The 23,876-nt window shown below is 67.3% G+C and carries 37 protein-coding genes and 1 tRNA gene; 14 read left to right on the top strand and 24 right to left on the bottom strand.

Annotation, left to right across the window (positions count from 1 at the left end):
* Nucleotide 1: 1 nt before the first annotated feature.
* The 18 genes from Aco04nite_RS41290 to Aco04nite_RS41205 form a co-directional block, all read right to left on the bottom strand.
* Nucleotides 2-214, bottom strand: coding sequence for a hypothetical protein (locus Aco04nite_RS41290; protein WP_213002630.1), 213 nt, complete (start codon nt 212-214; stop codon nt 2-4).
* Nucleotides 211-834, bottom strand: coding sequence for a hypothetical protein (locus tag Aco04nite_RS41285; RefSeq protein ID WP_213002629.1), 624 nt, complete (start codon nt 832-834; stop codon nt 211-213). Before Aco04nite_RS41285 ends, Aco04nite_RS41290 begins: the two co-directional genes overlap by 4 nt.
* Nucleotides 831-1,094, bottom strand: a complete 264-nt coding sequence (locus tag Aco04nite_RS50140) for a WhiB family transcriptional regulator (protein WP_369076669.1) — start codon at nt 1,092-1,094, stop codon at nt 831-833. Before Aco04nite_RS50140 ends, Aco04nite_RS41285 begins: the two co-directional genes overlap by 4 nt.
* 53 nt (nt 1,095-1,147) lie before the next feature.
* Nucleotides 1,148-1,348, bottom strand: coding sequence for a hypothetical protein (locus Aco04nite_RS41275; RefSeq protein WP_213002627.1), 201 nt, complete (start codon nt 1,346-1,348; stop codon nt 1,148-1,150).
* Nucleotides 1,345-1,611, bottom strand: a complete 267-nt coding sequence (locus Aco04nite_RS41270) for a hypothetical protein (RefSeq protein WP_213002626.1) — start codon at nt 1,609-1,611, stop codon at nt 1,345-1,347. The genes Aco04nite_RS41275 and Aco04nite_RS41270 overlap by 4 nt, the downstream gene beginning before the upstream one ends.
* Entirely contained in the window at nt 1,608-2,270 is a 663-nt protein-coding gene (locus Aco04nite_RS41265) for an ATP-binding protein (RefSeq protein WP_213002625.1), read from the bottom strand. The genes Aco04nite_RS41270 and Aco04nite_RS41265 overlap by 4 nt, the downstream gene beginning before the upstream one ends.
* A 2-nt stretch (nt 2,271-2,272) precedes the next feature.
* Entirely contained in the window at nt 2,273-3,118 is an 846-nt protein-coding gene (locus tag Aco04nite_RS41260; RefSeq protein ID WP_213002624.1) for a hypothetical protein, read from the bottom strand.
* 579 nt (nt 3,119-3,697) lie between these two features.
* Nucleotides 3,698-3,970, bottom strand: a complete 273-nt coding sequence (locus Aco04nite_RS41255; RefSeq protein ID WP_213002623.1) for a hypothetical protein — start codon at nt 3,968-3,970, stop codon at nt 3,698-3,700.
* Nucleotides 3,967-4,356: a hypothetical protein gene (locus Aco04nite_RS41250; RefSeq protein WP_213002622.1), complete on the bottom strand. Its 390-nt coding sequence runs from the start codon at nt 4,354-4,356 to the stop codon at nt 3,967-3,969. Before Aco04nite_RS41250 ends, Aco04nite_RS41255 begins: the two co-directional genes overlap by 4 nt.
* A 73-nt stretch (nt 4,357-4,429) precedes the next feature.
* Complete coding sequence (locus Aco04nite_RS41245; protein WP_213002621.1) at nt 4,430-4,747, bottom strand: hypothetical protein; 318 nt, start codon at nt 4,745-4,747, stop codon at nt 4,430-4,432.
* 63 nt (nt 4,748-4,810) lie between these two features.
* The gene (locus Aco04nite_RS41240) at nt 4,811-5,119 is read right to left on the bottom strand and encodes a hypothetical protein (RefSeq protein ID WP_213002620.1); all 309 of its coding nucleotides are present in this window, start codon (nt 5,117-5,119) and stop codon (nt 4,811-4,813) included.
* Nucleotides 5,116-5,427 carry a hypothetical protein gene (locus tag Aco04nite_RS41235; RefSeq protein ID WP_213002619.1) on the bottom strand — a complete coding sequence of 104 codons (312 nt, stop codon included), beginning with the start codon at nt 5,425-5,427 and terminating at the stop codon, nt 5,116-5,118. The genes Aco04nite_RS41240 and Aco04nite_RS41235 overlap by 4 nt, the downstream gene beginning before the upstream one ends.
* Nucleotides 5,424-5,768 (bottom strand): hypothetical protein, encoded by a 345-nt coding sequence (locus Aco04nite_RS41230; RefSeq protein WP_213002618.1) that lies wholly within the window; start codon nt 5,766-5,768, stop codon nt 5,424-5,426. The genes Aco04nite_RS41235 and Aco04nite_RS41230 overlap by 4 nt, the downstream gene beginning before the upstream one ends.
* Before the next feature lie 7 nt (nt 5,769-5,775).
* The gene (locus Aco04nite_RS41225; RefSeq protein ID WP_213002617.1) at nt 5,776-6,333 is read right to left on the bottom strand and encodes a sulfotransferase family protein; all 558 of its coding nucleotides are present in this window, start codon (nt 6,331-6,333) and stop codon (nt 5,776-5,778) included.
* Nucleotides 6,326-6,781 (bottom strand): hypothetical protein, encoded by a 456-nt coding sequence (locus Aco04nite_RS41220; RefSeq protein ID WP_213002616.1) that lies wholly within the window; start codon nt 6,779-6,781, stop codon nt 6,326-6,328. The genes Aco04nite_RS41225 and Aco04nite_RS41220 overlap by 8 nt, the downstream gene beginning before the upstream one ends.
* On the bottom strand, nt 6,778-7,077 hold the full coding sequence (locus tag Aco04nite_RS41215; protein ID WP_213002615.1) for a hypothetical protein: 300 nt from the start codon (nt 7,075-7,077) through the stop codon (nt 6,778-6,780). Before Aco04nite_RS41215 ends, Aco04nite_RS41220 begins: the two co-directional genes overlap by 4 nt.
* A 29-nt stretch (nt 7,078-7,106) precedes the next feature.
* A complete protein-coding gene (locus Aco04nite_RS41210) occupies nt 7,107-7,490 on the bottom strand; it encodes a hypothetical protein (protein WP_213002614.1) in 384 nt (127 codons plus the stop codon).
* 69 nt (nt 7,491-7,559) lie between these two features.
* Nucleotides 7,560-7,838 (bottom strand): hypothetical protein, encoded by a 279-nt coding sequence (locus Aco04nite_RS41205; protein WP_213002613.1) that lies wholly within the window; start codon nt 7,836-7,838, stop codon nt 7,560-7,562.
* A 209-nt stretch (nt 7,839-8,047) separates the two neighbouring features.
* Between Aco04nite_RS41205 and Aco04nite_RS41200 the strand changes: the two genes are divergently transcribed.
* The 3 genes from Aco04nite_RS41200 (at nt 8,048) to Aco04nite_RS41190 (ending at nt 10,055) form a co-directional block, all read left to right on the top strand.
* Complete coding sequence (locus tag Aco04nite_RS41200) at nt 8,048-8,455, top strand: helix-turn-helix domain-containing protein (RefSeq protein WP_244876674.1); 408 nt, start codon at nt 8,048-8,050, stop codon at nt 8,453-8,455.
* 131 nt (nt 8,456-8,586) lie between these two features.
* On the top strand, nt 8,587-8,793 hold the full coding sequence (locus Aco04nite_RS41195) for a hypothetical protein (RefSeq protein ID WP_213002612.1): 207 nt from the start codon (nt 8,587-8,589) through the stop codon (nt 8,791-8,793).
* Nucleotides 8,794-8,795: 2 nt separating this feature from the next.
* Complete coding sequence (locus Aco04nite_RS41190) at nt 8,796-10,055, top strand: tyrosine-type recombinase/integrase (protein WP_213002611.1); 1,260 nt, start codon at nt 8,796-8,798, stop codon at nt 10,053-10,055.
* A 71-nt stretch (nt 10,056-10,126) separates the two neighbouring features.
* Here the strand turns inward: Aco04nite_RS41190 and Aco04nite_RS41185 are convergent.
* Nucleotides 10,127-10,200: transfer RNA gene (locus tag Aco04nite_RS41185), tRNA-Thr, on the bottom strand.
* Nucleotides 10,201-10,322: 122 nt separating this feature from the next.
* On the opposite strand from Aco04nite_RS41185, the gene Aco04nite_RS41180 reads away from it, so the two are divergent.
* Complete coding sequence (locus Aco04nite_RS41180) at nt 10,323-12,071, top strand: metallophosphoesterase (RefSeq protein ID WP_438874988.1); 1,749 nt, start codon at nt 10,323-10,325, stop codon at nt 12,069-12,071.
* Between the two features lie 82 nt (nt 12,072-12,153).
* On the opposite strand, the gene Aco04nite_RS41175 is transcribed toward Aco04nite_RS41180, so the two are convergent.
* The gene (locus Aco04nite_RS41175; protein ID WP_213002610.1) at nt 12,154-12,717 is read right to left on the bottom strand and encodes a type 1 glutamine amidotransferase domain-containing protein; all 564 of its coding nucleotides are present in this window, start codon (nt 12,715-12,717) and stop codon (nt 12,154-12,156) included.
* Between the two features lie 62 nt (nt 12,718-12,779).
* Complete coding sequence (locus Aco04nite_RS41170) at nt 12,780-13,256, bottom strand: DUF2231 domain-containing protein (protein WP_213002609.1); 477 nt, start codon at nt 13,254-13,256, stop codon at nt 12,780-12,782.
* A gap of 166 nt (nt 13,257-13,422) precedes the next feature.
* Here Aco04nite_RS41170 and Aco04nite_RS41165 point away from each other — a divergent pair, with 166 nt between their 5' ends.
* The 8 genes from Aco04nite_RS41165 to Aco04nite_RS41130 all read left to right on the top strand — a co-directional run bounded on the left by Aco04nite_RS41165 (nt 13,423) and on the right by Aco04nite_RS41130 (nt 19,012).
* Nucleotides 13,423-13,776: a DUF1304 domain-containing protein gene (locus Aco04nite_RS41165; RefSeq protein ID WP_213002608.1), complete on the top strand. Its 354-nt coding sequence runs from the start codon at nt 13,423-13,425 to the stop codon at nt 13,774-13,776.
* 325 nt (nt 13,777-14,101) lie between these two features.
* Complete coding sequence (locus Aco04nite_RS41160) at nt 14,102-14,545, top strand: DUF6232 family protein (protein ID WP_213002607.1); 444 nt, start codon at nt 14,102-14,104, stop codon at nt 14,543-14,545.
* A 249-nt stretch (nt 14,546-14,794) separates the two neighbouring features.
* Entirely contained in the window at nt 14,795-15,238 is a 444-nt protein-coding gene (locus tag Aco04nite_RS41155) for a DUF6232 family protein (RefSeq protein ID WP_213002606.1), read from the top strand.
* 181 nt (nt 15,239-15,419) lie between these two features.
* A complete protein-coding gene (locus Aco04nite_RS41150) occupies nt 15,420-16,313 on the top strand; it encodes a helix-turn-helix domain-containing protein (RefSeq protein ID WP_213002605.1) in 894 nt (297 codons plus the stop codon).
* Nucleotides 16,314-16,383: 70 nt separating this feature from the next.
* The gene (locus Aco04nite_RS49320) at nt 16,384-16,578 is read left to right on the top strand and encodes a DUF397 domain-containing protein (protein ID WP_244876673.1); all 195 of its coding nucleotides are present in this window, start codon (nt 16,384-16,386) and stop codon (nt 16,576-16,578) included.
* Between the two features lie 453 nt (nt 16,579-17,031).
* Nucleotides 17,032-17,223, top strand: a complete 192-nt coding sequence (locus Aco04nite_RS41140; RefSeq protein WP_213002603.1) for a DUF397 domain-containing protein — start codon at nt 17,032-17,034, stop codon at nt 17,221-17,223.
* Between the two features lie 39 nt (nt 17,224-17,262).
* A complete protein-coding gene (locus Aco04nite_RS41135) occupies nt 17,263-17,784 on the top strand; it encodes a DUF6226 family protein (RefSeq protein WP_213002602.1) in 522 nt (173 codons plus the stop codon).
* 133 nt (nt 17,785-17,917) lie between these two features.
* Nucleotides 17,918-19,012, top strand: a complete 1,095-nt coding sequence (locus Aco04nite_RS41130; RefSeq protein ID WP_213002838.1) for a geranylgeranyl reductase family protein — start codon at nt 17,918-17,920, stop codon at nt 19,010-19,012.
* On the opposite strand, the gene Aco04nite_RS41125 is transcribed toward Aco04nite_RS41130, so the two are convergent.
* The 3 genes from Aco04nite_RS41125 to ku are packed head-to-tail and all read right to left on the bottom strand — an operon-like array spanning nt 18,996 to nt 21,789.
* Nucleotides 18,996-20,273, bottom strand: a complete 1,278-nt coding sequence (locus tag Aco04nite_RS41125; RefSeq protein ID WP_213002601.1) for an MFS transporter — start codon at nt 20,271-20,273, stop codon at nt 18,996-18,998. The genes Aco04nite_RS41130 and Aco04nite_RS41125 overlap by 17 nt on opposite strands.
* Nucleotides 20,274-20,315: 42 nt before the next feature.
* Entirely contained in the window at nt 20,316-20,798 is a 483-nt protein-coding gene (locus Aco04nite_RS41120) for an NUDIX domain-containing protein (protein WP_438874991.1), read from the bottom strand.
* 19 nt (nt 20,799-20,817) lie between these two features.
* The gene (gene ku / locus Aco04nite_RS41115; RefSeq protein WP_213002599.1) at nt 20,818-21,789 is read right to left on the bottom strand and encodes a non-homologous end joining protein Ku; all 972 of its coding nucleotides are present in this window, start codon (nt 21,787-21,789) and stop codon (nt 20,818-20,820) included.
* 199 nt (nt 21,790-21,988) lie between these two features.
* Here ku and ligD (Aco04nite_RS41110) point away from each other — a divergent pair, with 199 nt between their 5' ends.
* Both ligD (Aco04nite_RS41110) and ligD (Aco04nite_RS41105) read left to right on the top strand, forming a co-directional pair.
* The gene (gene ligD / locus Aco04nite_RS41110; protein WP_213002598.1) at nt 21,989-22,945 is read left to right on the top strand and encodes a non-homologous end-joining DNA ligase; all 957 of its coding nucleotides are present in this window, start codon (nt 21,989-21,991) and stop codon (nt 22,943-22,945) included.
* Nucleotides 22,935-23,855 (top strand): non-homologous end-joining DNA ligase, encoded by a 921-nt coding sequence (ligD, locus tag Aco04nite_RS41105; RefSeq protein ID WP_213002597.1) that lies wholly within the window; start codon nt 22,935-22,937, stop codon nt 23,853-23,855. The genes ligD (Aco04nite_RS41110) and ligD (Aco04nite_RS41105) overlap by 11 nt, the downstream gene beginning before the upstream one ends.
* Nucleotides 23,856-23,876: the final 21 nt, after the last annotated feature.

Here is a 23,876-nt window from a genome sequence, read left to right as displayed (position 1 = left end):
ATCAAGCACTGGGGTGGACGGCACGCCAGATTGCGGCCACCTCGACGAGCGGGAAGATCACGCACGGGCGGCCCGCGGCGTCTCTGCCGCGGACCTTGCGCAGGCCCTTGCGGGCCACCCAGTGCTGGAGCATGGCGTCGCTGATCGGGAGCTGGGTGTGCTCCCTGAGCTGCTTCGCCGTGCCCCACCACTGCTCGTCGTCGTCCTGAATCACGCGGCCGCCCGGCCGACCTCGAGGGCGGCCGCCAGCTGCCCCTGCGTCCAGATGCTCGGCACGCCGTCCTGGTCTCGGCAGGCCGGCGCGGTGCACACCACGGGCCGGTCGGCGAGGTCCGGGGCGCTGGCGCGCAGGGCCAGGACGCCGACGTCGCCGCATCGAGGGCACGTGAAGGCCGGGATCAGCACATGGTCGGTGGGCTCGGCGAGCAGCCTCCGCACCGCTCGGTCCTCCACGCCGATGTGCATGGCCAGGTTCAGCGCCGTGCTCGCGCGCAGCCCTGGCACCGCGCCGAGCATCTGCCGCAGCGCATCGCGGGCGGTTGCGGCCGCCGGCGGCGCCACGTGCGAGGCGAGCCAGACGATCGTCTCGGCGCTCCGGTCGAGGCGCTCGGCATACGGGTTTGCCCCGGATGCGCCATTTCGGATGATCGCGTCGATCAGATCATGGCCCGTCCGGCCGCTGTGGACGCCGCTGCCGGGTCGCCAGGCCTGGACGGTACCCCGGTCGTCCCCCAAGGCTCCTGTGGCCGCCTGGGCGGCCTGAGCGAGCAACGGCCAGACCGCAGCCAGCGACCGCAGGTTCGCCATCGAGTGCAGGTGCTGTGGACCGATCATCGTGGACTCCCCGCGTTCGCAGCTTCGTCGTACCGCCGCCGGGTCAGGATGCGTACGCGCTGGTTGTGATTGGTGCCGCCCCAGATCCCGTACCGCTGGTCGGTGGCCAGAGCGAATTCGAGGCAGGGGCTGCGGTAGTCGCACCGGAAGCACGCCGCCTTTGCGTGGGCTTCTTGCTCGATGGCGACGTCGGACCCACGCTCAGGGAACCAAATTTCCGGGTCCGGGGCGCCCTCACAAGCTGGTGCGGTCTCGGCCATCAGCGGCGGCCGAGCCGAGGCGTGGCTGGGCGTGTGCCTGTCGAGGTGGGCGGTCATCCGGCATCGGGTCCGAGCTCGGCGCAAAACCCGATGCCGCCGGCCTCGAGACGCGGCCGCTCCTGCGCTCGCCGGCGAGGCCGGATGCGGGCCCAGGCGGTCAGCGCGTCGGCGACGACCGCGGCGACCGGCGGGTTGCCGGTCGCCTCGATGCTCACCTCGCGGTCCCCCTCGGAGATCGTGACCTTGATCGTCATGCGTGTGCCACCACCTTGATCGGGAGTCGGTCGAAGATGTCGCTGGCCTGCTCGAGGCCGATGAGCCGTTGGTTGCGCCGCTCGCCGATGGCGCGTTTGAGTGCGAGCCGGTGGATCTCCTCGGAGGGCGTGAGCGGCCGCTCAGGCTCAGGGTTGATCCGGCTGGCAAGGTACGGGGCGATCGCATCTCGGCATTGAGCGACGCCGCGGGCATTGCACGCGATCTGGTCAGGTTTGATCTCGAAGCGCGAAGGCCCGTTCATGCCTGCCGCCGGCGGTCGGAACCAAGCAGCGGGACCAGATCGCAGGTCTCGACAAGCCGCGATGCGATCCGGTCGCCGAGCCCGCTGGCGAGCCTGTCGGGGGCCAGATTGGTCGTGAAGATCGTGGTGCGCATGTCCTTGTAGCGCGCGTTGATCAGTCGATACGTGGTCTCCTCGACCCACTCCGAGGACTTCGCGGCGCCGAGGTCGTCGACCAGGAGCAGGTCGGCGTCGCGGTACCGGGCGAGCGATCCCTCGGGGTCCTTGCCGGACGGTCGGAGCTCGGCGCAGAAGTCGGCGAAGTCGACGGCCTGCCAGGTGATGCCCCGGCCGCAGGCCGCGGCTTTGCGGATCGCGCCGTAGGCCTGGTGGGTCTTGCCCGTGCCGACCGGGCCCACGAGCAGCAGCGACTTGAGGTCGACGGGATCCGCGGCGTAGGCCTCGGCCCAGGTGACGATCGTCGGGTGGTCGGCGTGGGCGTCGCGGTAGCGGCGCGGGAATCGCTCGGCGAAGCTCAGCGCCGCGCGGGCGTTGAGCCAGCGCTTCCGGGCATCGCCGCCGGCGCACTTCGCATCGGCAGCGCAGGTCGAGCATCGGGCCATGTGGCCGGAGCCGTGAGGGCACTCGAAGGAGTCGATGGCCGTGATTGTCTGCGTCATGGTCAGAGCCCCTTCGTCCAGTAGTCCTCGTCGTTGCGACGCTCGTCGTCCTCGCGGTAGGCCTGATGCGGCTGTCGGGGGGCGGAGCTCTGCTGCCGGTTGGAACCCTCGCTGGACCACTTCTGCGCGTTGCGCATCCAGGTGCGCCAGGCCGCGACCCAGTCGAGCTTGGTGGCGTCCTTGCCGGACTTCGCCGTCCAGTGGTCTACGAAGTTGGCCGTCTCGAGACTGACGATGGCGTTGGGGGTGTTCGACTTCGCCCAGTCCCTCATCGAGTCGTCGGGTGTGAAGTCAGCGGGAATCCGAGTCCCTTTTCGGTTTTGGGGGGCGCCGGCTTGCGGCGCAAAAGGTTCTTCCTTTCCCTGTTCCCTGTTCCCTGTTCCTTTCCTTTCCGGTGGTGAGTCCTCACTGAGTTGTGCGTGAGCCTGCGATGAGGGCTCAGAGATCTGGCTGTTTTCCCAGCTAGAGCCCGCTCTGGCCTGCTCTTCGGAAGCCCGTTTTGCCTGTTCAGCGCGGCTCGGGGGCGCCGGCACCTTGCTGGCCGTCGGACGGTTGATCCTCTGGTGCTCATGCCAGTTTGTGACGGCAAGGAATGAGCGCTCGCCGACCTTGTAGCGAGTAATCAGTGAGGACTCAGTGAGTGCTTTGAGGTCCTCCTCGACGTCGCTCGCGAGGCGCTCGGCGAGGGGCCAGATGGCGGCCTTGATGAGCCGTGCGTCGTCGACGCAGCGGCCCTCGTCGTCCACGTGGGTCCACAGGCCGATGAACGTCATCTGGGCATGCAGGGGGAGGCTCGCGATGGTCAGCGAGGTGAAGAACTCAGGCTTGATCGAGCGAATGCGAGCCATCAGCGCTCACCACCCGTGAGGGTGAAAGGCTGGAATGTGTAAGTGGTGACACGCGTCAGCGTGCTACCGGCCCATGAGAGCATGGGGGCAGGTGTCCTTCCGGTCGGTGTAGACGATCGGTGGCGCCGAGCCGGCCGGGTAGAGGGACGCCAATCCCCCTGCTCGGCCGCACTGCTGCGGCGGCCTCGGTCTGAAGTTGTGGGGGCAATTCTACGCAAATCGGGCTCGTACTGACGCATGTGACGCGCCTCCTTCGGTGTGATGCCCCGAGCGGTGATGCAGGTCAGAACCCGGCATCGATGATCAAAAAAATTTGTGGATCATGTCCGTTGATGTGCTGACGGATTCCTAGTGGTATCCATGCGTGCCTGGTGGCAGCCCACGTAAGAACGTCGATCCCGAAGCCAGAGCCAGGCCAGTGCAACGACGGCGAGCGCCGCCAGCACCAGGCCGGCGACGCTCGCGCGAAACATCTCGTCGTACATCAGCAGCGCTGCCACCGGCGCAGCGCGGCACGGACTGCCAGGAGCACCGCCGCGGTGCCCACGATGGAGCTCACGGCCAGCAGGAACCACCCGGTCACCAGAGCACCCCCGGGGCCTCCAGTGCGTCTGCGTGCAGAGCAGGCAGGATCCAGTCGGGGATCTCCTTGGCGTACGGACGCACGGCGTCGCAGACCCTGCGCGGGTCGAGAATCGCCGTCGACGCAAAGCCGATCCACACCTTGGTGTAATCCGGGTCCTCACCGCGCAACGTGCGATCCAGGACGGAGGCGAAGAACGTCTGCATTGGTGGGTCCCAGCCGACCACCACCTCGAGGCCGCCCTCCGCGGGGAGCTCGTGCCGGCTCATGCTCCATCTCCCGGGTTGGTAGCGGTATCCATGCGTGCCTGCTCACGACCGATGTGGGCCGTGAGCAGCTGCAGGGCTGTGGTTGCGCACTGGTCCGAGAAGACCTCTCCGCAGAGGCAGTACGCCTCCTCTTTCCCCCTGGCCGGAATGCGGCGCGTGGCGCGCGGACCGTTGCTCAGGGCGTCGCCGTGCACGACAGGCCGGTAGCCGGGCTTCGGGCTGGTAGCTCTGCGCTCGACGTCGAAGCCGATCTCGGTGAGTGCTGCGCGCAGGCCGGCCAGCGTGCGGTCGGCGTCGTGCTCGATGCACTGCTCCCAGGTCGTCATCTGAGCGCCGCGGCGGTACGCGATCATCGCCCGGTCGAGCTGGTCGCGGCTTCGGTCCACGGGTCCAGGCCGTCGACGGTTGGGAGACCCATCCGGCGTTTCACCGCGGCGCGCATCTCGTCGGTCAGCTCGATCATGCTGCGTCTCCGGTGACGGCTTCGGCGGCGGCGATTTCGGCGGCCCGGGCGCGGCCTTTCTTCGTCAGCGTGTACCGCCATTCGCCGTCGACGACCCGCATGCAGGCGAGTCCCCGCGGGGTGAGGCCGTTCAGGGCGACGTCAAGGTCGGGGGCCGGTGCGGTGCGTTCGAGTTCGGCTTCGTCGCGGTAGTCGAGGATCGGGGTCGGGTCGATGCCGAGGCGGGCGGCGATCTGGTGGCGGGTGCGGTCGCCGGCGGCGAGGGCTTGGACGGCGAGGTCGATGAGGTCGTTGTGGTTGTGGGGAGCGGGCATGTCGGGTTCCTTTTCTAGGAGGGTCGTGCTGAGACGGCGAGGCATCGGGTGCATTTCAGGTGTTTACGAACCAGTAACGGTCGCGCGCCGATCAACCGGGCGTACCTCGTAGCGCATCACGTTGTGCGTGACGACCATCCGGCGCGCGATCAGCTCGGCTACCCAGCGGGTGCGGTAGCGACCGAGGAGGTAGTCCTCGGCAGCCGGGTGAAGGGGGACCTCCCAGATGGCCCAGCGGCCCACCTTGGCCGGCGGGATGATCCGTGCAGGACGGTCATCGTCGCCGCGGTCGAGGGCCTCGGAGCCACGAATCAGCGCCTCGCCAAGGCTGAAGAGCGAGGCGGAGGTGATACGGCGCAGGAGCCTCGTCACGATTCACCGCCCGAGAGCTTCGGCGCGGTATCCCGGATCAGGTTGCAGGTCTGGTCGCAAACCGGCGTGCGGTAATGCGGCTGGTTCGGCATGTCCTCGCAGCCGCAGGTGGGCGTGTGCCGGTCGCCGTGCTTGCCGTCGGAGCCAACCGGGCGGTGCCGGTCGCACTCGTCGATCAGGCGCTGCAGGCGGTCGAGGTGCTCGCGCTTCCGGTCCTGGTCGAGGTCGGAGTTGCCGATCCGGGTCTGGGCCACGCAGAGGGTCTCGCGCAGCATCTTCGGACCGTCGGTGATCTCGTAGCTGGTCATCGGCCATCCCCACCCTCGGACGGGTAAGGACGGGAAGCCGCGCTGTCCTGCTCCTCGGCGTGCAGCAGACGGTTTCGCTCGATGACCTCGGCGGGCACCTCGAAGGACCAGCACTCGACCAGCTCGTACCGGTCGCCGTCGCCCCAGGCGCCGTACTTGCGCAGGTAGGCGTCGTGCCGGAACGGCCGGTCGTGCAGGTCGCCGCGGAAGAACGTCGGAGACGAGCAGACGTGCTCGGCCAGGACCTCGCCGTCGTCAGCCAGCGCCACCGCGGCGTGGTCGCCTGTGCCGAGCTGCATGAACGAGGTCAGGTAGACCTTGGGCTTGTCAGAGATAGGCACGGGTAACTCAGCTCCCCAGCTCGAAGGACATATCGGGAAGGCACTCCGGAGAGCGCTGGTGGACGGCGGCCACAGCAGCGTCGACGTCCAGGTCCGGCCAGACCTCGCGGCGCAGCAACTTCGCCGTCTTGCGCGGCTGGGCCAGCACCCGCTCGAAGTCGAGCACCAGAACCGGTCCGGCGGCCCGCAGCTTGGCGAGGCGGCCGGGCCGGTCGGTGGCGTACGAGGCCGCATAGAGCGCCTGGAGCCCGGCGTCCATCTCGAAGCCGAAGGCAGCGGCGGCGAGCTTGGCGTGCGAGCGGGCCTGCTGGGCCGCGTCGCGGTCGAGCCAGACGAAGCGCCACTCCGGCGCCGCCGGGAAGCCGATTCGGTAGAAGTGGTCGAGCAGCTTCACCGCGTGCCCGGCTGGCTCAGCCGTCACCATTGCGATCTCGTCCCGGAGCTCGTACGAGCGTTCGGTGGAGCCTGCGACCGGCGAGCAGCCGCCGGCTGCGAGCATCGACATGACCATGGTCGAGCCGCACCGGCCGAAGCCGCAGACGCCGACTGCGTGATGGCTACCCACGAGTAGCCCCCTGACCCTGGTCGGAGCCGCGTGCGACGGCCTCCGACTGGAGAAAGCAGAAACCGCAGAAGTGGCAATGCAGAACCTCAGGGGTCGTGCCCTGCGCACTGGCGACGCGGACGTCGCACTGGCGGTCGTGCTGGTCCATCGGGATGACGCGCAGCTGCACGCCCTGGTGCTCGACGATCTGGACGTCGGGGTCGACGTTGCCGCCCTCGCCGCCACGGACCTGCAGGCGGAGCCGGCCGAGCTCACGGCGTTCCTGCTCGAGCTCGCTGGTGAGGCGCTGGATGCGGCTGACAAGCACCGGGATGTCGTAGTTGAAGTGCTCGCGGACGGTCAGCGGGACGAAGCCGTCGACCGAGGCGCGGCGGACGTAGTCGTAGGTCCTCTCAGCGCGGGCAAGGATCTCGTCCACGCCGAGCGCTTGGTCTGACGTCGCAGTCATGCCGACACCGCCTCGGGGAAGCACTTCGGCTCGGTGCATGCGATGGCGCCGTGCACAGCTGCCCACTGCAAAGAGCACGGGTACCCCTGGTCTGCGTCCGCTTCCGCGCAGGCGGCGACCGGGTAGATCTCGGTCCGGCCGCTGGGCCGGGCACGGTAGACGTCGTCCTGGACCTGGCGGGTTTCGGTGGCGTACCGGTGTGCGACTACGCCGGGGCCGAGTGGGGCGATGGTGACGACCTGGACGCCGGTCGCGAAGAGCTCGCGGGGCAACCGCGGGGCAAGAGAGCTAGTCATCAGTAGTGCTCCTGTGCTGGTGGGAGTGTTCATCGGTTGCGGTCGGCGCGCGGAGGTTGGCCACCGTTCATGACGATCAGCCACTCGTCGGTGTCGACGATTTCCCGGGCCTCGGCCAGGGCTCGCTGGTTGCGCCGGGAGTTCGGCCGCTGCGGACCGAGGATCAGCTCCACGCCGGCCTTGGCAGACCAGACGATCCCGATCGTCGCGAGCACCCCGAGGAAAGACATCAGGACCCCGAAGCGGCCGTGCGTCCAGAGCCACACCACGCCGACCAGCTGAAGCGCGGAGAAGAAGATCAATCCGGCCCCAACCGCTACCTGCTTGACCCGGTTGACTTCGTGTTTCGGGCTCTTCCAGTGGAGCTGCTCGAGCTGGGCTAGGCGCTTGTCGAAGCGCTGGTTGTCTTGCATGTGGTATCTCTCCTTGCGTCTGGCCGTCCCGAGCGCTGGCGAGCAAATCCGGGGCGGCTGGTCCATTTGTCAGGCGACTTTGTCGAGCTGCTCGCCCTTGGTGGCTTTGGTCGCCGCGGCCACGTAGTCGAGGAGCGCCTGGTGCGAGATGCGCCTCGAGCTCGAGGGCGAGGACGGGTCGGTCTTGTACGACTCGATCTGGCGGGTGGACACCAGGCGCCACATCTGGCGCTCGCTCAGACCCAGCTGCTCGGCGGCGTCCCGGACCCGGTAGGCAACGCGATCCGGTTTCGGAAACCGCGCTGCACTGTCACGGATGACACTGGAAGTGACCTCACTGTCATGCATGGCAGTGACGCTAGCACGCTGCCATGCATGACAGCGGGTCATCCGTTCAGCCAGTTTTACTGACATGCATGGCAGTGAATGATGTACCGATGCCTGCCACTGCCCACAGGGTTTTGATCGTCTGGCCGATGTCTAGATCTCGCTGCCACCGGCGGCAGCGCTGCCGCGCACGGCATCGGCAGATCAGTCGCAGCCCCTACCGTTGGGCCGTGAGTCAAACCCCCGAGGTCAGCAGGCAGCGCTTCGCCCGCGTGATCGCCCGCATTCTGCGGTCTGCACGGGACCAGGGGATGACTGACATCGACATCCAGCGCGCCACGGGGATCAGTGTTTCCACCTTCCACCGGTGGAAGCGGGGCGACTTCAACACGACCCCCGAGGTCGGCAAGATCGTCCAGTTCTGCGACGGCCTCGGGGTTCCTGCCGGCGTGGCGTTGCGGCCGTTGGGGGTTGAGGATGAGCGCGACGACCCTGCCCCTGATCCTCCGATCCCGCCGGACATCCGGAGAATCATGCGGGGGTTGGTCGATCCGGCGGTCAGTGACTCGGACAAGAGCTTTGTCCGCGAGGTGCTAAAAACGCTCGCGACTCGCGTGTCTGTAAGCGGCGGCAAATAGTTGAGTGATCACTAGAGTTGCTGACAATTGGTGCCTAACTGCGCCAATTACCGCAGAGCAGGACATCTCGACGTGGATCGGACGTCGGGGGCACCGCCCTCATGGGCGGCAGCACCGAGAGGCGATCCACTATGTCCCGAATCTCAAGCGGGCTCTCCGGCTCATGGTCCGGACCGGCCCTGATCGCCCTCATGGGCCTCGCTGCGTTCGCCGGTGCACGTCTTGGCCGACGTGCCACGACGAAGGCCATCGCGCAGATCCGCATCCCAGCTGTTGATTACTGGTCCGTCTACGAGCACGTCCAGCGAGACATGCTCGGCGACGATGACGGGAGGTAGCCGTGGCCCGACGAGGCACGCACCCGAGAATCACGCAAGGCGACGACGGCTATTGGCACGCCTGGGTCGTCGTCGGGAAGAAACCCAACGGGAAACTCGATCGACGGCATATCAGCAGGCCGACCGAAAACGAGGCCATCGACCGTGTCGATGAGCTGCTCGATCAGAAGCGTAAGGGTGCTGTCGTCCGGCAAGGGCGCGCGCCGACCGTCCAGCAGTGGATGGAGACCTATCTGACCACCATCGCCCCCTCCGGCGGGCGGTGTGACCCGGGGACCATCCGCGATTACCGGTCCATATGCACGAATTGGGTCTACCCGGTCATGGGGGGTACCCGGATAGACCAGCTCCAGCCCGAGCAGCTGGACCAGGTCTACCTCCAGATGCACCAGGCCGGCCGGGCCGCGAGCACGGTCCTCAAGGCCCACCGCATCCTGACCCGGGCATTGGAGATCGCCTTTCGGCGGGGAGTGGCTTCCCGGAATGTCGCCAAGCTGCTGGACTCCCCGGAGTCGCGACCGGTAGAGCAGACCCCGTTGGACCTGGCGGAGGCCTTGCAGGTGCTCAACGCTGCATGGGCGCTTCCGCGCAACGGTGCGCGCTGGGCGGTCGGCCTCAGTCTCGGCCTACGGCAGGGAGAGGCGCTCGGTCTGCGCTGGTCCTACCTGGATCTGGATAGAGCTGAGATGCGTGTGTGGTGGCAGCTGCGCCGGCGCACGTTCGACCACGGCTGCAACCCTTCCTGCGGCCGCCGGCGGGGCGGCAACTGCCCGGCGCGGAGGATGGAGATCCGGTCAGGAGAGATTCCCCTCGAGGGCGGCCTACTCCTCAAGGAGCCCAAAGGGACGGGGAAGCGATTGGTCCCGCTACCGACGGAGGTGGTCGCTCTTCTGCGTCGGCACCAGGCGGGCCAGGCGATCGAGCAGGTCTTGGCTGGTGACCTCTACGTCGACCACGACCTCGTCTTCTGCCAGCCGGACGGTCGCCCGATCGACCCGGCCGCCGACCACAAGCAGTGGAAGGGTCTGTGCCGCGAAGCTGGCGTCGACGAGGCTCGACTGCACGACGGCCGGCACACCGCGGGCTCGATGATGCTCGCACTGGGAGCCGACATCAGCACGGTGCAGGAGGTGCTGGGTCATTCCGATGTCCGGACCACCCGCGGCTACGTTCACGTCGCTTCGGAAATGGCCCGCGCGGCTACGCAGCGTATGGGGGCGGCGCTGTTCGGGAATCAGATGCACGGAAAGCTGCACGGTTGATCTTTGCAGGACGAGAGAAAGGCCCGTTCGCCAACGGCAAATGCCGAGGTGAACGGGCCTTTCCGTTGCCGAGCCGCCTGACGGAATCGAACCGTCGACCTACGCATTACGAGTGCGTCGCTCTAGCCGACTGAGCTAAGGCGGCAACGAACGTTGAGTCTACGGCATGGGCGCGCCGGTGCTCGCCACGGGTGGGGTCGTCGGGCGTTTCGCAGGTGGGCGACTTGGCGGGCGTTTTCGTCAGACGTCCGGGCTAAGGTGCCTTGCGTGACCGATCACGAGCCGCGCCGCCGTCCGCGGCAGCGTTCTGCCGAGGCCGAGCCTTCTACGGCGCGGCGACCCGACAGCATGGATCCGCAGCAGCTCGGTTTTACGCCGCAGCGGCCGGTCGGGTGGCTGGCGCCGCTCTTGTTGCTCAATACCGGGCTGCGGGCGCTGCTGGCGATACTGTTCGGTTCCTTCCTCGACAAGCGGGAGCTGCAGAACGCTCTCTCCGGGGAGTCGTTCCAGCAGCCGGGCGTTGACGGGGAGCTGTGGTTCGACTACGTGGCTGACCTGGGTGACGGGTTCGACGCGACGTATTCCATCGCGTACCTGCTGGCGCAGCCGGAGCTGGAGATCGACGGCCGTAGGCTGCCCCGCGGTCAGGTGCTGCTCATGGGTGGCGATCAGGTCTATCCGCTTGCCAACGGTGACGGCTACGAAAACCGCATGAAGGGCCCCTATCGTGCCGCTCTGCCCGAAGCGCCGGCCACGGGACCGCAGCCCACTCTTTTCGCCCTTCCCGGCAACCACGACTGGTACGACGGGCTGACGGCATTCCTGCGCCTGTTCGCGCGGCGTAAGGACGGGCACATCGGCGGTTGGCGCACCCAGCAGCGCCGGTCCTACTTCGCGGTCGAGCTGCCCGCGAAATGGTGGCTGTTCGCGATCGACGAGCAGTTCGGGGCGTACATCGACGATCCGCAGTTGCTGTATTTCGAGAAGGCCGCCCGCGCGCTCGGCCCCGACGACCGGGTCATCCTCATGACTCCGTCACCGACCTGGGTCAAGGCCGCCAAACGCCCGGAGACGTACGACGCGGTCGACTACTTCATCCGGACGATCCTGGCGCCGACGGGGGCACACGTCCGGGTGCTGGTCTCCGGAGATCTGCATCACTACGCCCGCTACTCCGGCGAGGACCGGGAGCTGATCACCTGTGGGGGCGGCGGCGCCTATCTGGTCGCCACGCACAACCTTCCGGAGCAGCTGCAGGTGCCGCCGCCCGAGACCCTGACCCGCAGCGCCAGCCGCAGCCGCGACTACGACCTGGTCACCACGTTCCCCACCAAGGCGGAGTCGCGCCGGATGAGCTGGGGGGTGTTCCGCAACGTCCCGACGCGCAACCCCGGGTTCACCACCATGATCGGCATCATCCACACCCTGACGATGCTGGCGATGGCGGGCGCGGCCAGCGAGGGCGGCATCTTCCAGCGCCTCTTCAGCATCCCGCTCGTCATGATGCTGGTTCTGATCCTCGCCGGTGCGGTGCTGTTCGCCCAGCCCCCGAGCGCCGGCGAGAAAGACCACGCCCGGCATTGGATCCTCGGCCTCGTGCACGGCTTCGCCCAGATCGCTCTCGCCGCCGGTGGCACCTGGCTCTGGCTTCAGCTGCCGTTCCACACCTGGTCCTGGCCCGGCCCCCTGGTGGTAGCCGCGATCCTCTACGGACCGGTCTCAGCGATCCTGGGCACCCAGCTGCTGTCGCTCTACCTTCTGGTGGCCGGCTTCTTCGACGTCAACACCAACGAGCTCTTCGCCGGGCAGGGCATCGAGGACGCGAAAAGCTTCCTGCGTCTGCACATCACCCCCGACGGGGCCCTGACCATCTACCCCATCGGCGTGGAGCGCGTCGGCCGCAAATGGACGCCGGTCCCCGAGGCCGATCCGGAAGCCTCCTGGTTGCGCCCGGCTACCCCGCTGAGGCCCCACTTGATCGAGCCGCCCATCGTCGTGGACGCCCCGACGCCCTGACAGGCAGGCCGATCCCCTGAGAGGCCGAGACCCCGGGCAGGCCGATGGCGCACGGATCCGTCCGTGCGCCATCGGGGAGTGCTCAGGCGTTCTGGAGGGCGTAGGAGCCCTCGGCGATCTCCTTGAGCAGGGCAGCGCAGAAGGCCGGGAGGTCGTCCGGCTTGCGGCTCGTGATGAGGCCGCGGTCTGTGTAGACCTCTTCGTCGACCCAGGTGGCGCCGGCGTTGGCCAGGTCGGTCCGGAGGCTCGGCCAGCTGGTCATGGTGCGGCCGTCGACCACGCCGGCTTCGATCAGGGTCCAGGGGGCGTGGCAGATGGCTGCTACCGGCTTGCCCGCGGTGAAGAAGTCCCCGATGAAGCGGATGGCGTCCGCGTCCAGGCGCAGGAAATCCGGGTTAGCTACGCCGCCGGGCAGGACGAGGGCGTCGTAGTCATCGGCGCTGGCATCCTTGACCTGCTTCTCGACCGTGTGTGTCGTGGACTTGTCGAGGTGGTTCATGGCCTGGATGGTGCCGGGCCTGAGAGAGACGAGCTCCGCCGTGCCGCCCGCGTTCTCCACGGCCATGCGGGGCTCGGTGTACTCGATCTCCTCGACGCCGTCGGTCGCGAGGAACGCGACTCGCTTGTTCTTCAGAGAGGTTGTCATGGTCGGCCCCTGTTCTCTCGGCGTTGTCCTTGTCGAGTGCCCGGGGACCGAGGTAGCAAACGTCAGAAGATGCGGCCCGGGTTGGAGCGGGCCTGCTGGGAACGGGCCTGGGCGTAGGCCTGGCGGCGGTTGACGAGCTCGCCGCCGTACCAGGCTCCGAAGACCGCGCCGACGAGGGCGAGGAGTTCGACGGCGAAGATGCCGCCGCCTGCCACGCGGTCGGGGTGGCTCATGCGGAGCATCAGGATGACCGCGAAGAGGATCAGGACCCCCATGTTGGCCAGGCCCTGCAGGACACCGATGCGCTTGGCCGGGGTGCCGTTGGGGACGAACATCAGGTCGATCGCACCGGCGACGGCGGCCAGGACTCCGCCGATCAGGCCCGCCACGACGTTCCAGTAGGCGAGGGCGCCCAGGATGTCGGGGGCGCCGAGAAGGTTGCCGAGGTCGAAGAGGACGGCCATCGAGAACAGGCCTAGCGGGAACATCACGAGCACCGGTTGTACTGCCTGGCCGGCGATTCTGAGTCGGCTGTCCATACTGGTCGTCACCCTCCCCTGGGCTGCTACTCAAGCGGTCGAGCTCACGCGGTCGAGGTCTGGCCTACCCGGGTGATGTGACCCCGAAACGCCGGGTCGCCCGCGTCACCGCATCGATGAGGACCGTGATGATCAACGCTGGGACCTCGGCCGATACGCTGTGGTCATGGAACTGGCCGCGAAAATTCTGGTGGGCCTCGTGGCCCTCATCCATGTCTACATTCTGGTGCTGGAGATGTTCCTCTGGCGGACGGAACGTACGCGTGCCACTTTCGGTATCACCGCGGAGTTCGCTCAGCAGAGTGCACCGCTCGCGGCGAACCAGGGGCTCTACAACGGCTTCCTGGCTGCTGGTCTGATTTACGGGCTGGTCACGGACGGGGTGGACTTCCAGATATTTTTCCTGTGCTGCGTCATCATCGCCGGAATTTATGGCGCGATCACGTCCACTCGCAAAATTCTGTACGTGCAGGTCATCCCGGGTGCGCTCGCGCTGCTGGCGGTTCTGCTCGCTCGTTGAGGGCCGAAGTTGGCGTGTACGCAGTCTGCGATATGGCAGGTTGATGTGTGGCGGGCTGCCGGATGGCGTGCTGTACTGAGAGCAGGCAATGAGGGCAGTGCCGAAGGCGACTGAAGCAACGGCACCCGGCGGCAACCGGGTGCCGTTGTCGCCTCTCGGGACCCCTGCGCATTGGGCCTGACCTGCATCAAGCCTGACGTGCACGGGGCCTGCCGCATTGGGCTTGCCGCGCACAGGAATATCGAGCGAGGCGGGGAAATCTCTCTGCGCCAATGGTGGCTCGCCTTCCCTCTCCTCGCAAGGAGGCCGGGAGGGGGAATCTGCCGTGCGTATCTACTTCCGCGGGTTCGAAGCGGTGGTGACCAGCGAGCACTTCATCCGTCGCACGAGTACGACGACCAGGGCCTTCCTGGTCCGCGACCTGCGTAACGTCTGCATCACGCGGGCCGGTGTCGCCGCCCGTACCGCGCCGTATTTCTTCGGCGGCGCCGTTCTGGCCCTGGCCGTGGCCGCACCCATGTGGCAGCTCTCCTCGCAGTCCGCAATCGTTCTGCTGGGGCTCGCGGGCCTCGGTGCGGTCCTCGCGATGCTGGCATTGCGCGGCCGGCCACAGCCCTGGGTGCTCGAGGGGATCTACCACGGCGAGCGGGCAGTCCTCTTCGAGTCGACTGACGAGCGGGTGTTCAACCAGGTCAGCCGGGCATTGCGGCGCGCGATCGAGGATGGCCGCCCGCCCGCTGTCCGGGACGGATTGTCCGGAGCCGCCTAGCCCCGTGGACCGGCTTGTTCGCAATCTGCGATGTGGCACATTGAGTGGTGGCGATCTGCTCGGTGGACGTGCTGTACTTCTTGCGAACGGTAAGGGCGGAGATTCGAGACGAATTCAGAAACGGCACCCGGCGGCAACCGGGTGCCGTTGCACTCTTGGACCGCCGTCCCGGCTCGCGAGGCGGGAATCTCTCTTGGCCGTGTCGGCGGCCTTTCTCCCTCGCCCTCGTCAGGGAAGGGGCCAGCACAGATGCGTACCTACTACCGCAGCCGTGAAGTTCTCATTACCGATGAATACTTCGTCTGGCGCGCGTCGACGACTCAGATCGTCCCCATCGGGGAGCTCCGGGAAGTTCGCCTCGTCCGCGGTGAGGCGAGCCGGGTTGGGATCGTCGCGATGGCGGCGACCACCGCCGGACTCGTCACCCTGGCGGGTGCAAGCTGGGCCGTCATGGGGCAGCTCGCGGGCTATGCGCTGGCCGCCACCGCGACCGCGATCGCGGCGGTGGCGGTGCGTTCACCGCGGCGCCGGGCGACCCGGGTCTGGAACGTCGAGGCGACCCTGCGGGGATCCCGGGTGATCATCTACTCGTCACCCGATCTCCGGGTGTTCAACCAGGTCACCAGGGCTCTGCGCCGGACAATCGAGGTCAACCAGCCCGGCCATGACAGCTATGGTCTGGCCGCTGCCTGAGCCCTCCGTGCCGCCCGGATCGAGCTGATCTCACATCGGCCGGACGGGGTGCAGGGCGCGGACGGGGGCGGGTGAAGCGATGAGTAGCATGACGCGCGATCTCGCTGCTTGCGCACTGGCAGACAGCGAGGTCGCACGGTGAACATCCGTAGGCTCCGAACACTTCGACGATGAAGGACTTATGGCTGAGGCTGTCTCGCCGACCGTCGCGCGCCGCCGTGTGCGATTGGCGCTGCGTGAGGCCCGCGAGTCGCTCTCGCTGACCCAGCAGCAGGTCGCTGACGAGATGGAATGGTCGCTCAGCAAAGTCATTCGTATCGAGAACGGCGACGTGACCATCGCGCCGAACGATCTGCGTCCCCTTCTCTCCCGCTACGGGATCAAGGATCGCGACCGCGTCAGTGAACTCCTCACCGCCGCGAAGATCGCCCGGACCCGGCAGCGCAAGGCGTGGTACCAGGCGCCGGAATTCCGCGAGATGCTCTCCGATGCCACGTTGCGCCTGATCGAGTACGAGGCCGAGGCGGTTGCCATCCGGTCCTACTCGATCTACTACATGCCAGGTTTCCTGCAGACTCCGGATTACGCGGCGGCCCTGACGGGCAAGTTCGCGGAGGATCTCGGCGAGGCGCGGGTGCGGGTCCTGCTGCGGACCCGTGAGCAGCGCAGACAGCAGTTGATCGCGAGGCTCGACGCGGTGGAGATCTACATACTGCTCGAAGAGTCGGTCCTGATGCGCCCCATCGGCGGGCCGGCGATCTTCGCCGATCAGCTGCGGGAGTTGCGCACAGCCGCGAAGAGCGGGCAGCTCCACCTGCGCATGCTGCCGTTCGATTTCGATTACCCGATCGACAACAACGGCACCTATGACCTCATGGCGCTGAGTGGGAGCGACAGCGACAGCGAGATCATGTATCGCGAGAACGGGATGACCGACGAGATCGTCGAGGATCGCGCGACCACCGCGCGGCATCGTCTCCGGTTCGAGCACTTGTGGACCTTGGCGGCCGATGAGTCCGACACAATTGGGCGAGTCGACCAACGTATCAAGGATTTGGAGACAAAATCGCCATAAAAGTAGCAAAATAACTTTGATCACGTTCCGCGGTGCGCCAACGGCGGTGCACGAGAGACCGGAGAAGCAAGTGTCAGTTACCGAGACGCCCGAGTGGCGCAAGAGCTCCTACTGCAGCAACGGAACCTGCGTCGAAGTCGCGCAGGTCGCCGACGAGTACCTGATCCGCGACTCCAAGAGCCCGGCACAGGCGCCGCTTCGTTTCACCCCTGACGAGTGGACGGCGTTCGTCCGCGGCGTCAACGAGGGTCAGTTCTCGTTCTAGCAGGCCATGGCCGTTCGGGGGCGCTTGCTCGCGATGCTGCACCGGGTGAATCTGGGCGGCCATTGAAATAGATGTCGCCGCACTTCTTGATCCTCGCAACCTGGTGCCAAAAGCGTCCAAATCCGGCCGGTGAACCGTCCTGCGCACGGAAGACGCGTCATAAGGTGCGCAGAATGGACAAACTAATATGTCCATTTGTGGTTATTTGCCGCAAATCATCAGTTGGTCGACGATCACCCGCCTACTCATTCCTGCCACGCGCGGTTCCGGTCACTTAACGTGTATCTCGGGGAAACCGTTTGAAGTGGTAATCCGCAGGGGTGCCGCAGGGTAAGGCGAGTTTGTCTTTGGCCGAAAGTCGCTCGCCGGGAATCACGTTCACTCATTGTCAGCGTCCGCCCGATTCAGCCGGGTTCCCTTAACGTTGGGTGAGGACTGTGCGGAGGTGACAGCATGATCGAAAATGCGGATCCGGCCTGGCGCAAAAGCAGCAGGTGCACGAACGGGACGTGCGTCGAGGTCGCCAAGGACGGCGACGACTACCTGGTGCGGGACAGCAAGTATCCCGAGGCGCAGCCACTGCGCTTCGATGCCGCGGCGTGGCGGGACTTCCTCGCGGGCGTGCGGGCGGGGGAGTTCGAGTAACGGCGGTTCGGGGCCGGCATGCGGGGGCATACTGCCTCAATGGGTGACTTCCCTTCGCGAGTCGAGCCCCAGCCGGTGACGGTCGTCGAGTCCGAGCGGTTCCAGGAGCTCGTCGCAGCGGCCGAAGCGCTGCTGGACGAGCTGGCCGGGCGGTACGTCGTCGAACGGCGGGAGACGAAAGAGCCGCTCGGCGAGGGCGACGAGGTGGTCCGGACCGTGCGGTTGATGCCGCACAGTCCGGCTGCGGGGCCGCTCGCCATCTGCTTTCCCGACACCTCGGCGCGGATCGTGCTCCGGCTCGGTCGCTGGTTCGAGCAGTCGTTGCCGGGCTATCAGGACGACATTGATGAGCTGCGGAAACTTGCGGTCGCCCATGTTGAGGGTGGGCTGTGGGAGCGGATCCGGCGGGGGCTCAGCGGGTCCTGGCTCGAGACCCGGCTGATCGGGCCCGAGATCACGGTGAGCCGGGAAGCGCCGGTCGACGCGGTGGAGGCCCGGGCCGCGCGCCGGGAGGGATTCGCCATGCCGGTGCAGTGGTCGCCCTGGACCCGGCGGGCCTGAACCAAAATCCTGAGCTAAGTGGCCTGAGCCAAGTGGCCTGAGCCAAAAGCCCTGAGCCAAAAGCCCTGAGCCAGGTGGCCTGAACCGTGGGTCGATAGACTTCCCGCTCGTGGTAGCGGAGTGGGACGTGGCTGTGGTCGGGGCCGGGCCGGGTGGGCTCGCTGCTGCGTATGCCGCAGCGGCAGGCGGGGCCCGGACGGTGGTGCTGGAGCGCGCGGAGCATCCGCGCTACAAGACCTGCGGCGGTGGCCTGCTCGGCAACTCGCTGCGGCTCGCGCAGTCGCGGATCAGCGTCCCGGCGCGCGACGAGATCTACGCCGTCACCATCACCGATCGCGGGAAACGGGCGTTCACGCGGCACGCGACGCAGCGGCCGGTGCTGACCATGGTCCGCCGTGACGAGTTCGACTTCGCCTGGTACGAGGCTGCGGTCGCGGCCGGGGCGCAGGTCCGGCAGTTGTGTCAGGTCAAGACGATCGACCAGGGCGAGGATGCCGCGACGGTCACGCTGGCGGACGGCGAGACGATTACCGCGCGTACGGTGATCGGCGCCGACGGCTCGGCGGGGATCAGCTCCCGGCACGTCGGGGTCACGTTCGACCAGCAGGATCTCGGGCTCGAGGTCGAGATCGAGGCGACCGCCGCGGACCGGGAGTCGTACCGCGGGCGGGTGCTGCTCGACTGGGGTCCGGTTGCCGGCTCCTACGGGTGGGTCTTTCCCAAGGATGACCAGCTCACCGTCGGCGTGATCATGGCGAAGGGCCGGGGCGCGGAGACCAAGCGGTACCTTGCTGACTTCCTTTCCCAGCTCGGGCTCGAGGGACGCACAGTCATTCGCGATTCCGGCCACCTGACGCGTTGCCGTAACCCCGATGCGCCGCTGCGAAAAGGCCGGGTAATCGTGGTCGGGGACGCGGCCGGGCTGCTGGAACCGTGGACGCGGGAAGGCATCAGTTATGCGCTGCGATCCGGGACGTGGGCGGGCGAGGCGGCGGCAAAGGACGAGCTCAACGCGTACGAAGAAATGGTTGTGAACGAACTGGGGCCGGAGATGGCCGCCGGGCGTACGTTGCTGAGGCTTTTTGAAAGGCGCCGCAGGCTCATGCACACGGCCTTTTCGACGCCGCTGGGGTGGCGTGCTTTTGAGGCTTTCTGCCGCGGTGAGCTGGCTATGGCCACCGTGCTGGAGAAATCGTCGGTCAGGGCCGCAATCAAGGCGTTCGGGTGAGCCAGGCCTCGTCCTCGGCCTGTTTGCGGGCGAGCCCGTCCTCGCCGTTGTACCGCCGGAACTGCGGCAGGGCGAGCGCGAGTCCGAGCGTACCGACGATGCAGAGCACGCCACCCACCCAGATGGAGCCGCCCACACCCAGTCTGGTCCGGGCCATCAGGCCCGAGCGCAGCTGGCCGAGCATCGGACCGGTGGTGTAGGACAGCATCTCGATGCCCGCGAGCCGGCCGCGCAGATGGTCCGGGATTGTCTGACTCCACATGATCGAGCGGAAGATGCCGGAGATCATGTCCGCGCCGCCCGCGAAGGCCAGGCAGAACAGCGTCAGCCAGAGCGTCCCGGACAGGCCCGCGCCGACGATGCCGACGCCCCAGAACGCTGCGGCGACGATCACCATCAGCCCGTGCCGATGCACCCGGCCGGTCCAGCCCGAGGTCAGCGTCGCGATCAGGGTGCCGACCGACGGCGCCGCGTAGAGCAGACCGAGCACGCGCGGACCGCCGAGCTGCATCGCGAGGAACGGGTACAGCGCCTGGGGCATGCCGAAGAACATGGCGTTGATGTCGACGAGGTACGTGCCGAGCAGCTCGGGGCGGCTGCGGGCGTACCGCAGACCGGTGACTACCGAGCGCAACGACGGGCGGTCGGCGTCCGGGGGCGGCGGGACGGCCTTCACCAGGCTCAGGCAGATCACCGAGGCGGCAAAGGTGAGCAGGTCGAACGCGTACACGAGCCAGAGGTCCACCGACGCGATCAACAGGCCCGCCACCGCTGGACCGCCGAGCTGCGCGACCTGCATGCCCAGCGAGCTCATGGCCATGGTGGCCGGGAGCTCCTCCGGGCGTACCAGTCTGGGCAGCATCGCTTCCAGTGCCGGGCGTTGCAGACCGTCAACCGTCGCGGTCAGCGCCGCGATCACGAACAGCAACCAGAGATGCGGCTCGTGGGACAGGGCGTTGAGCAGCAGGATCCCGCACAGCCCGGCCAGTGCGAACTCGCCGCCACGGACCAGTAGGCGACGGTCGAGGAAATCGGCGAGCGCTCCGCCGACGAACGCCATGACCAGCAGCGGGACCAGCTCGCACACGCCGAGCAGGCCGACCATCAGCGGATCGTCGGTGAGCTTCGCGACCTGGTAGGGGATCGTGACGTACGTGATGAACGACCCGAACCCGGACACCGCCCCGCCGGTGAAGACGAGCCGGAAGTCGCGGGAGGTACGCAGCGGCGTGAGATCCAGTCCGAAGCGCCGCTTTGTCACGCCCGAGATCGTGCACCAGACACAGCCCGGCGCGCGACGGAATTACCTCAGGACCAGCTTGCCGGTCTTCTCGAAGGTCGCCAGGTCACCCAGGATCTCGTCGACCAGCGCCGACTGGGGCCCCGGCAGCGCGTCCAGCGGGAAGAAGCCGGCGTCGACCGACTCCTCCGTCACCCGCTGCAGCTCACCCTCCCAGGTGTGGATCCGGAAAGACATCACGATCTGCTGGTACGTGTGCCCGAACTGGTTCGTGTAGGTGCGCGAGGTGTCGAACATGAACGGTGTCAGCGATGTCGCCCGCAGCCCGGTCTCCTCCCAGGTCTCGCGGATCGCGCACTGCTCCATGTCCTCGCCCAGCTCCATCGCGCCGGCCGGGATCGCCCACCGGTGGTTGTCGGAGCGCTGGATCATCAGGAGCCGATTCTGGTCATCGATGATCACGCCTCGTGCGCCCACGAACAACAGGGTGTCGGTGTCGCCCACGCTGGTTCGTACCCGGCCGAGATAGGACTCTTCCCACGTCATTCCCACGGGATCATGGTAGTCAGGCGGACTTCTTGACCGCCTTCTTCGCGGGGGTGGACTTTTTCGCGGCCGTGGTCGTCTTTGTTGCCGTGGTCTTCTTCGCGGCCGCCTTCTTGATGGGGGTCGGCTCAGCCGCCTTCTTCGCGGGCGCGGCTTTAGTGGCTTTTGTGGGCGTGGCTTTTGCGGGAGCGGCTTTGGTGGGCGCTGATTCGCCGCGTGCCTGCTTGGCACGCTCGACCGAGGCCTTGAGTGCGGCCATCAGGTCGACCGCGGCGGCCGGGGCCTGCTCGGGCTCCTCCGGGGCGACCACCTCGCGGCCCTCGACCTTGGCGTCGATGACCTCCTGGAGCGCGGCCCGGTAGTTGTCGGTGAACTCGTCGGGCTGGAAACTGCCGGCCATCGAGTCGATCAGCGAGCTTGCCATGGCGAGCTCCGCGGGCCGCGTCTCGATGTCGTCGTCGAGGAAGCCGAACTCGGGCGTCCGGACCTCGTCGGGCCAGAGCATCGTGTTGAGGACCAGGACATTGTCGTGTACGCGCAGAGTGGCGAGCTGTTCCCGCTGCCGGATCGCGATCTTGACCACGGCAACCCGGTCGGACTCGGTGAGGGCATCGCGCAGGAGGACGTACGGCTTCGCGGCCTGCCCCTCCGGCTCCAGGTAGTAGGCCTTGGCGAACAGTAGCGGGTCGATCTGCTCCGCGGGGACGAACTGCAGCACGTCGATCGCGCGTGACGTGGTCAGCGGCAGATCGGCGAAGTCGTCGTCGGTCAGGACGACCATCTCGCCGCCACCGATGTCGTACCCCTTGGCGATGTCGTCATAGCTGACCACCTCGCCGTCGACCGAGCAGGTGCGCTGGTATTTGATCCGGCCCCCATCGGTGCGGTGCACCTGGTGAAAGCGGATGTCTTTCTCTTCCGTAGCCGAATAGAGCTTCACGGCGATCGACACCAGGCCGAACGAGACCGCGCCCTTCCAGATCGCCCGCATGGCCGACTCCTGCCCCTCGTGAGCTGCCTCTTCGATCAAGGATGGCACTCGTGGGGCGTGTGCGTAAGGTTTCGGTGCAGCGTCATGACTGCGGTATGTACCTCGATGTCGATAAATGTGTTAAACGGTGCTTGCCGCCCTGGGATGATCGATTGCCGGTTTTCCGTCCCGCGGGCGTACCGCTGCCTATGGTGATCACGTGCCGGGAGCCCCCTTGTCGCCGATGCTCGCCTCCGCGGGCCCGCTGCCGCTGGGCGGGAACTGGGGTTACGAGTTCAAGTGGGACGGTGTCCGGGTCCTCGCGTCGTTCGGGGGCGGGCCGCCCCGGCTCTGGGCCAGGTCCGGCACGTCGGTCACCGCGGCCTACCCCGAGATCGCCGCGCTGCGGCTGCCGCCCGACACCCTGCTCGACGGCGAGATGGTGGTCCTGAACAACCTCGGCCGGCCGTCGTTCACCTCGCTCGCCGAACGCATGCACGTGCGGGACACCAGCAAGGCGGCGCGCCTCGCGGTCACGCTGCCGGTCACCTACATGATCTTCGACCTGTTGCGCTACGACGGACAATCACTGCTCGGCCTCGGGTACGCGGAAAGGCGCGCTCGTCTCGAAGAACTCAACCTCGGCGTCGGACGGTGGACCGTACCGCCGGCGTTCACCGACGGAGCCGCCACCGAGACGGCCGCCCGGGAGAACAGTCTCGAAGGGGTGATGGCCAAGCGGCTGGACTCCCCGTACCTGCCGGGCGCCCGTACCCCGGACTGGATCAAGGTCAAGTTCGATCGGACCGGCGACTACGTCATCGGCGGGTGGCGGTCCGGGGCACGCAAACTGGGCGGGCTGCTCGTGGGCGTGCCGGAGCCGGGCGGACAGCTGCGCTTCCGGGGCCGGGTCGGCGGGGGCATCGGAGCCGCAGCCGAGCACGATCTGCTCTCCGCGCTGGCCCCGCTCGTCGCACGGGAATCGCCGTTCGCCGCGGGAGCCGTGCCGCGCGAGGATGCCCGCGGCGCGCACTGGGTAAGCCCCGACCTGGTGGTCGAGGTGCGCTACGGCAACCTGACCCCGGACGGGCGGCTGCGTTTTCCCCGCTTCCTGCGGCTGCGCCCCGACAAGACGCCGGCCGAGTGCGTGGAGGAGGAGCCCGACGATGGCAGCTGAACGGTTCCCGGTCCAGATCGAGGGCCGCGATCTCGAGCTGTCCAACCTCGACAAACTGATGTATCCCGGCGCGGGATTCACCAAGGGCGAGGTCATCGACTACTACACCCGGGTCGCCCCGCTGCTCCTGCCGCATCTGGAAGGCCGGGCGCTCACGCGGATCCGATACCCCAACGGCGTCGACGGCGCGCATTTCTTCGAGAAGAACGCCCCGGGCGGAACACCCTCATGGGTACGGCTGGAGACGCTGCCCGTACCCGGCTCCACCAAATCCCGCGAAACGATCGACTTCGTGGTCGTCGACGAGCTGGCCACGCTCGTGTGGGTCGCCAACCTCGCCTCACTGGAGCTCCACACGCCGCAGTGGCGGGTCGGCAGTGATCCGGATCTGCTCGTCGTCGACCTCGATCCCGGGGCTCCGGCCGCGTTGCAGGAGTGCTGTGCCGTGGCGATGCTCATGCGGGATCGGTTGAGCGAGGACGGGCTCCGCGCGTACCCGAAGACTTCCGGAAAGAAGGGGATGCAACTCTGCGTGCCGATCTCCGCCCGGCAGAATGCCGAGATTGTCACCGGGTACGCCAAGCGCGTCGCGGAGGAATTGTCCGCGCGGGTCCCGGGCTCGATCACCGCGAAGATGGCGCGGGCGGTGCGGCCCGGAAAGGTCTTCATCGACTGGAGCCAGAACGCGGCGGCCAAGACGACCGTGGCGCCCTATTCGCTGCGCGCTCAGCCCTCGCCGACCGCTTCGACGCCGTTGACGTGGGACGAGGTTGAGGCTATGGCTACGGGGGCTTCGCCGGCGCGGCAATTCTCGGCGGGGGAGTTGCTCTCGCGACTGTCCACACACGGGGATCTGCTCGCTGATCTGCTCTCACCTGGGCCTTTGCTGCCTGACCTGCTTGCTTCTTGAGGTACCTTGCGGCGCAAGGTA

The sequence above is a fragment of the Winogradskya consettensis genome (assembly GCF_018332715.1).
GTDB lineage: Bacteria > Actinomycetota > Actinomycetes > Mycobacteriales > Micromonosporaceae > Actinoplanes > Actinoplanes consettensis.
Note: the sequence above shows the minus strand (reverse complement) of the source record. Positions and strands in the feature narration are given on the sequence as shown.

What these genes read in the sequence shown, in the direction of transcription:
- Aco04nite_RS41285 (WP_213002629.1), bottom strand. Translation starts at nt 834, where the DNA reads ATGATCGGTCCACAGCACCTGCACTCGATGGCGAACCTGCGGTCGCTG.
- Aco04nite_RS50140 (WP_369076669.1), bottom strand. Translation starts at nt 1,094, where the DNA reads ATGGCCGAGACCGCACCAGCTTGTGAGGGCGCCCCGGACCCGGAAATT.
- Aco04nite_RS41275 (WP_213002627.1), bottom strand. Translation starts at nt 1,348, where the DNA reads ATGACGATCAAGGTCACGATCTCCGAGGGGGACCGCGAGGTGAGCATC.
- Aco04nite_RS41270 (WP_213002626.1), bottom strand. Translation starts at nt 1,611, where the DNA reads ATGAACGGGCCTTCGCGCTTCGAGATCAAACCTGACCAGATCGCGTGC.
- Aco04nite_RS41265 (WP_213002625.1), bottom strand. Translation starts at nt 2,270, where the DNA reads ATGACGCAGACAATCACGGCCATCGACTCCTTCGAGTGCCCTCACGGC.
- Aco04nite_RS41260 (WP_213002624.1), bottom strand. Translation starts at nt 3,118, where the DNA reads ATGGCTCGCATTCGCTCGATCAAGCCTGAGTTCTTCACCTCGCTGACC.
- Aco04nite_RS41255 (WP_213002623.1), bottom strand. Translation starts at nt 3,970, where the DNA reads ATGAGCCGGCACGAGCTCCCCGCGGAGGGCGGCCTCGAGGTGGTGGTC.
- Aco04nite_RS41245 (WP_213002621.1), bottom strand. Translation starts at nt 4,747, where the DNA reads ATGCCCGCTCCCCACAACCACAACGACCTCATCGACCTCGCCGTCCAA.
- Aco04nite_RS41235 (WP_213002619.1), bottom strand. Translation starts at nt 5,427, where the DNA reads ATGACCAGCTACGAGATCACCGACGGTCCGAAGATGCTGCGCGAGACC.
- Aco04nite_RS41220 (WP_213002616.1), bottom strand. Translation starts at nt 6,781, where the DNA reads ATGACTGCGACGTCAGACCAAGCGCTCGGCGTGGACGAGATCCTTGCC.
- Aco04nite_RS41215 (WP_213002615.1), bottom strand. Translation starts at nt 7,077, where the DNA reads ATGACTAGCTCTCTTGCCCCGCGGTTGCCCCGCGAGCTCTTCGCGACC.
- Aco04nite_RS41210 (WP_213002614.1), bottom strand. Translation starts at nt 7,490, where the DNA reads ATGCAAGACAACCAGCGCTTCGACAAGCGCCTAGCCCAGCTCGAGCAG.
- Aco04nite_RS41205 (WP_213002613.1), bottom strand. Translation starts at nt 7,838, where the DNA reads ATGCATGACAGTGAGGTCACTTCCAGTGTCATCCGTGACAGTGCAGCG.
- Aco04nite_RS41195 (WP_213002612.1), top strand. Translation starts at nt 8,587, where the DNA reads ATGTCCCGAATCTCAAGCGGGCTCTCCGGCTCATGGTCCGGACCGGCC.
- Aco04nite_RS41175 (WP_213002610.1), bottom strand. Translation starts at nt 12,717, where the DNA reads ATGACAACCTCTCTGAAGAACAAGCGAGTCGCGTTCCTCGCGACCGAC.
- Aco04nite_RS41170 (WP_213002609.1), bottom strand. Translation starts at nt 13,256, where the DNA reads ATGGACAGCCGACTCAGAATCGCCGGCCAGGCAGTACAACCGGTGCTC.
- Aco04nite_RS41165 (WP_213002608.1), top strand. Translation starts at nt 13,423, where the DNA reads ATGGAACTGGCCGCGAAAATTCTGGTGGGCCTCGTGGCCCTCATCCAT.
- Aco04nite_RS41155 (WP_213002606.1), top strand. Translation starts at nt 14,795, where the DNA reads ATGCGTACCTACTACCGCAGCCGTGAAGTTCTCATTACCGATGAATAC.
- Aco04nite_RS41150 (WP_213002605.1), top strand. Translation starts at nt 15,420, where the DNA reads ATGGCTGAGGCTGTCTCGCCGACCGTCGCGCGCCGCCGTGTGCGATTG.
- Aco04nite_RS41140 (WP_213002603.1), top strand. Translation starts at nt 17,032, where the DNA reads ATGATCGAAAATGCGGATCCGGCCTGGCGCAAAAGCAGCAGGTGCACG.
- Aco04nite_RS41135 (WP_213002602.1), top strand. Translation starts at nt 17,263, where the DNA reads ATGGGTGACTTCCCTTCGCGAGTCGAGCCCCAGCCGGTGACGGTCGTC.
- Aco04nite_RS41120 (WP_438874991.1), bottom strand. Translation starts at nt 20,798, where the DNA reads ATGACGTGGGAAGAGTCCTATCTCGGCCGGGTACGAACCAGCGTGGGC.
- ku (WP_213002599.1), bottom strand. Translation starts at nt 21,789, where the DNA reads ATGCGGGCGATCTGGAAGGGCGCGGTCTCGTTCGGCCTGGTGTCGATC.
- ligD (WP_213002597.1), top strand. Translation starts at nt 22,935, where the DNA reads ATGGCAGCTGAACGGTTCCCGGTCCAGATCGAGGGCCGCGATCTCGAG.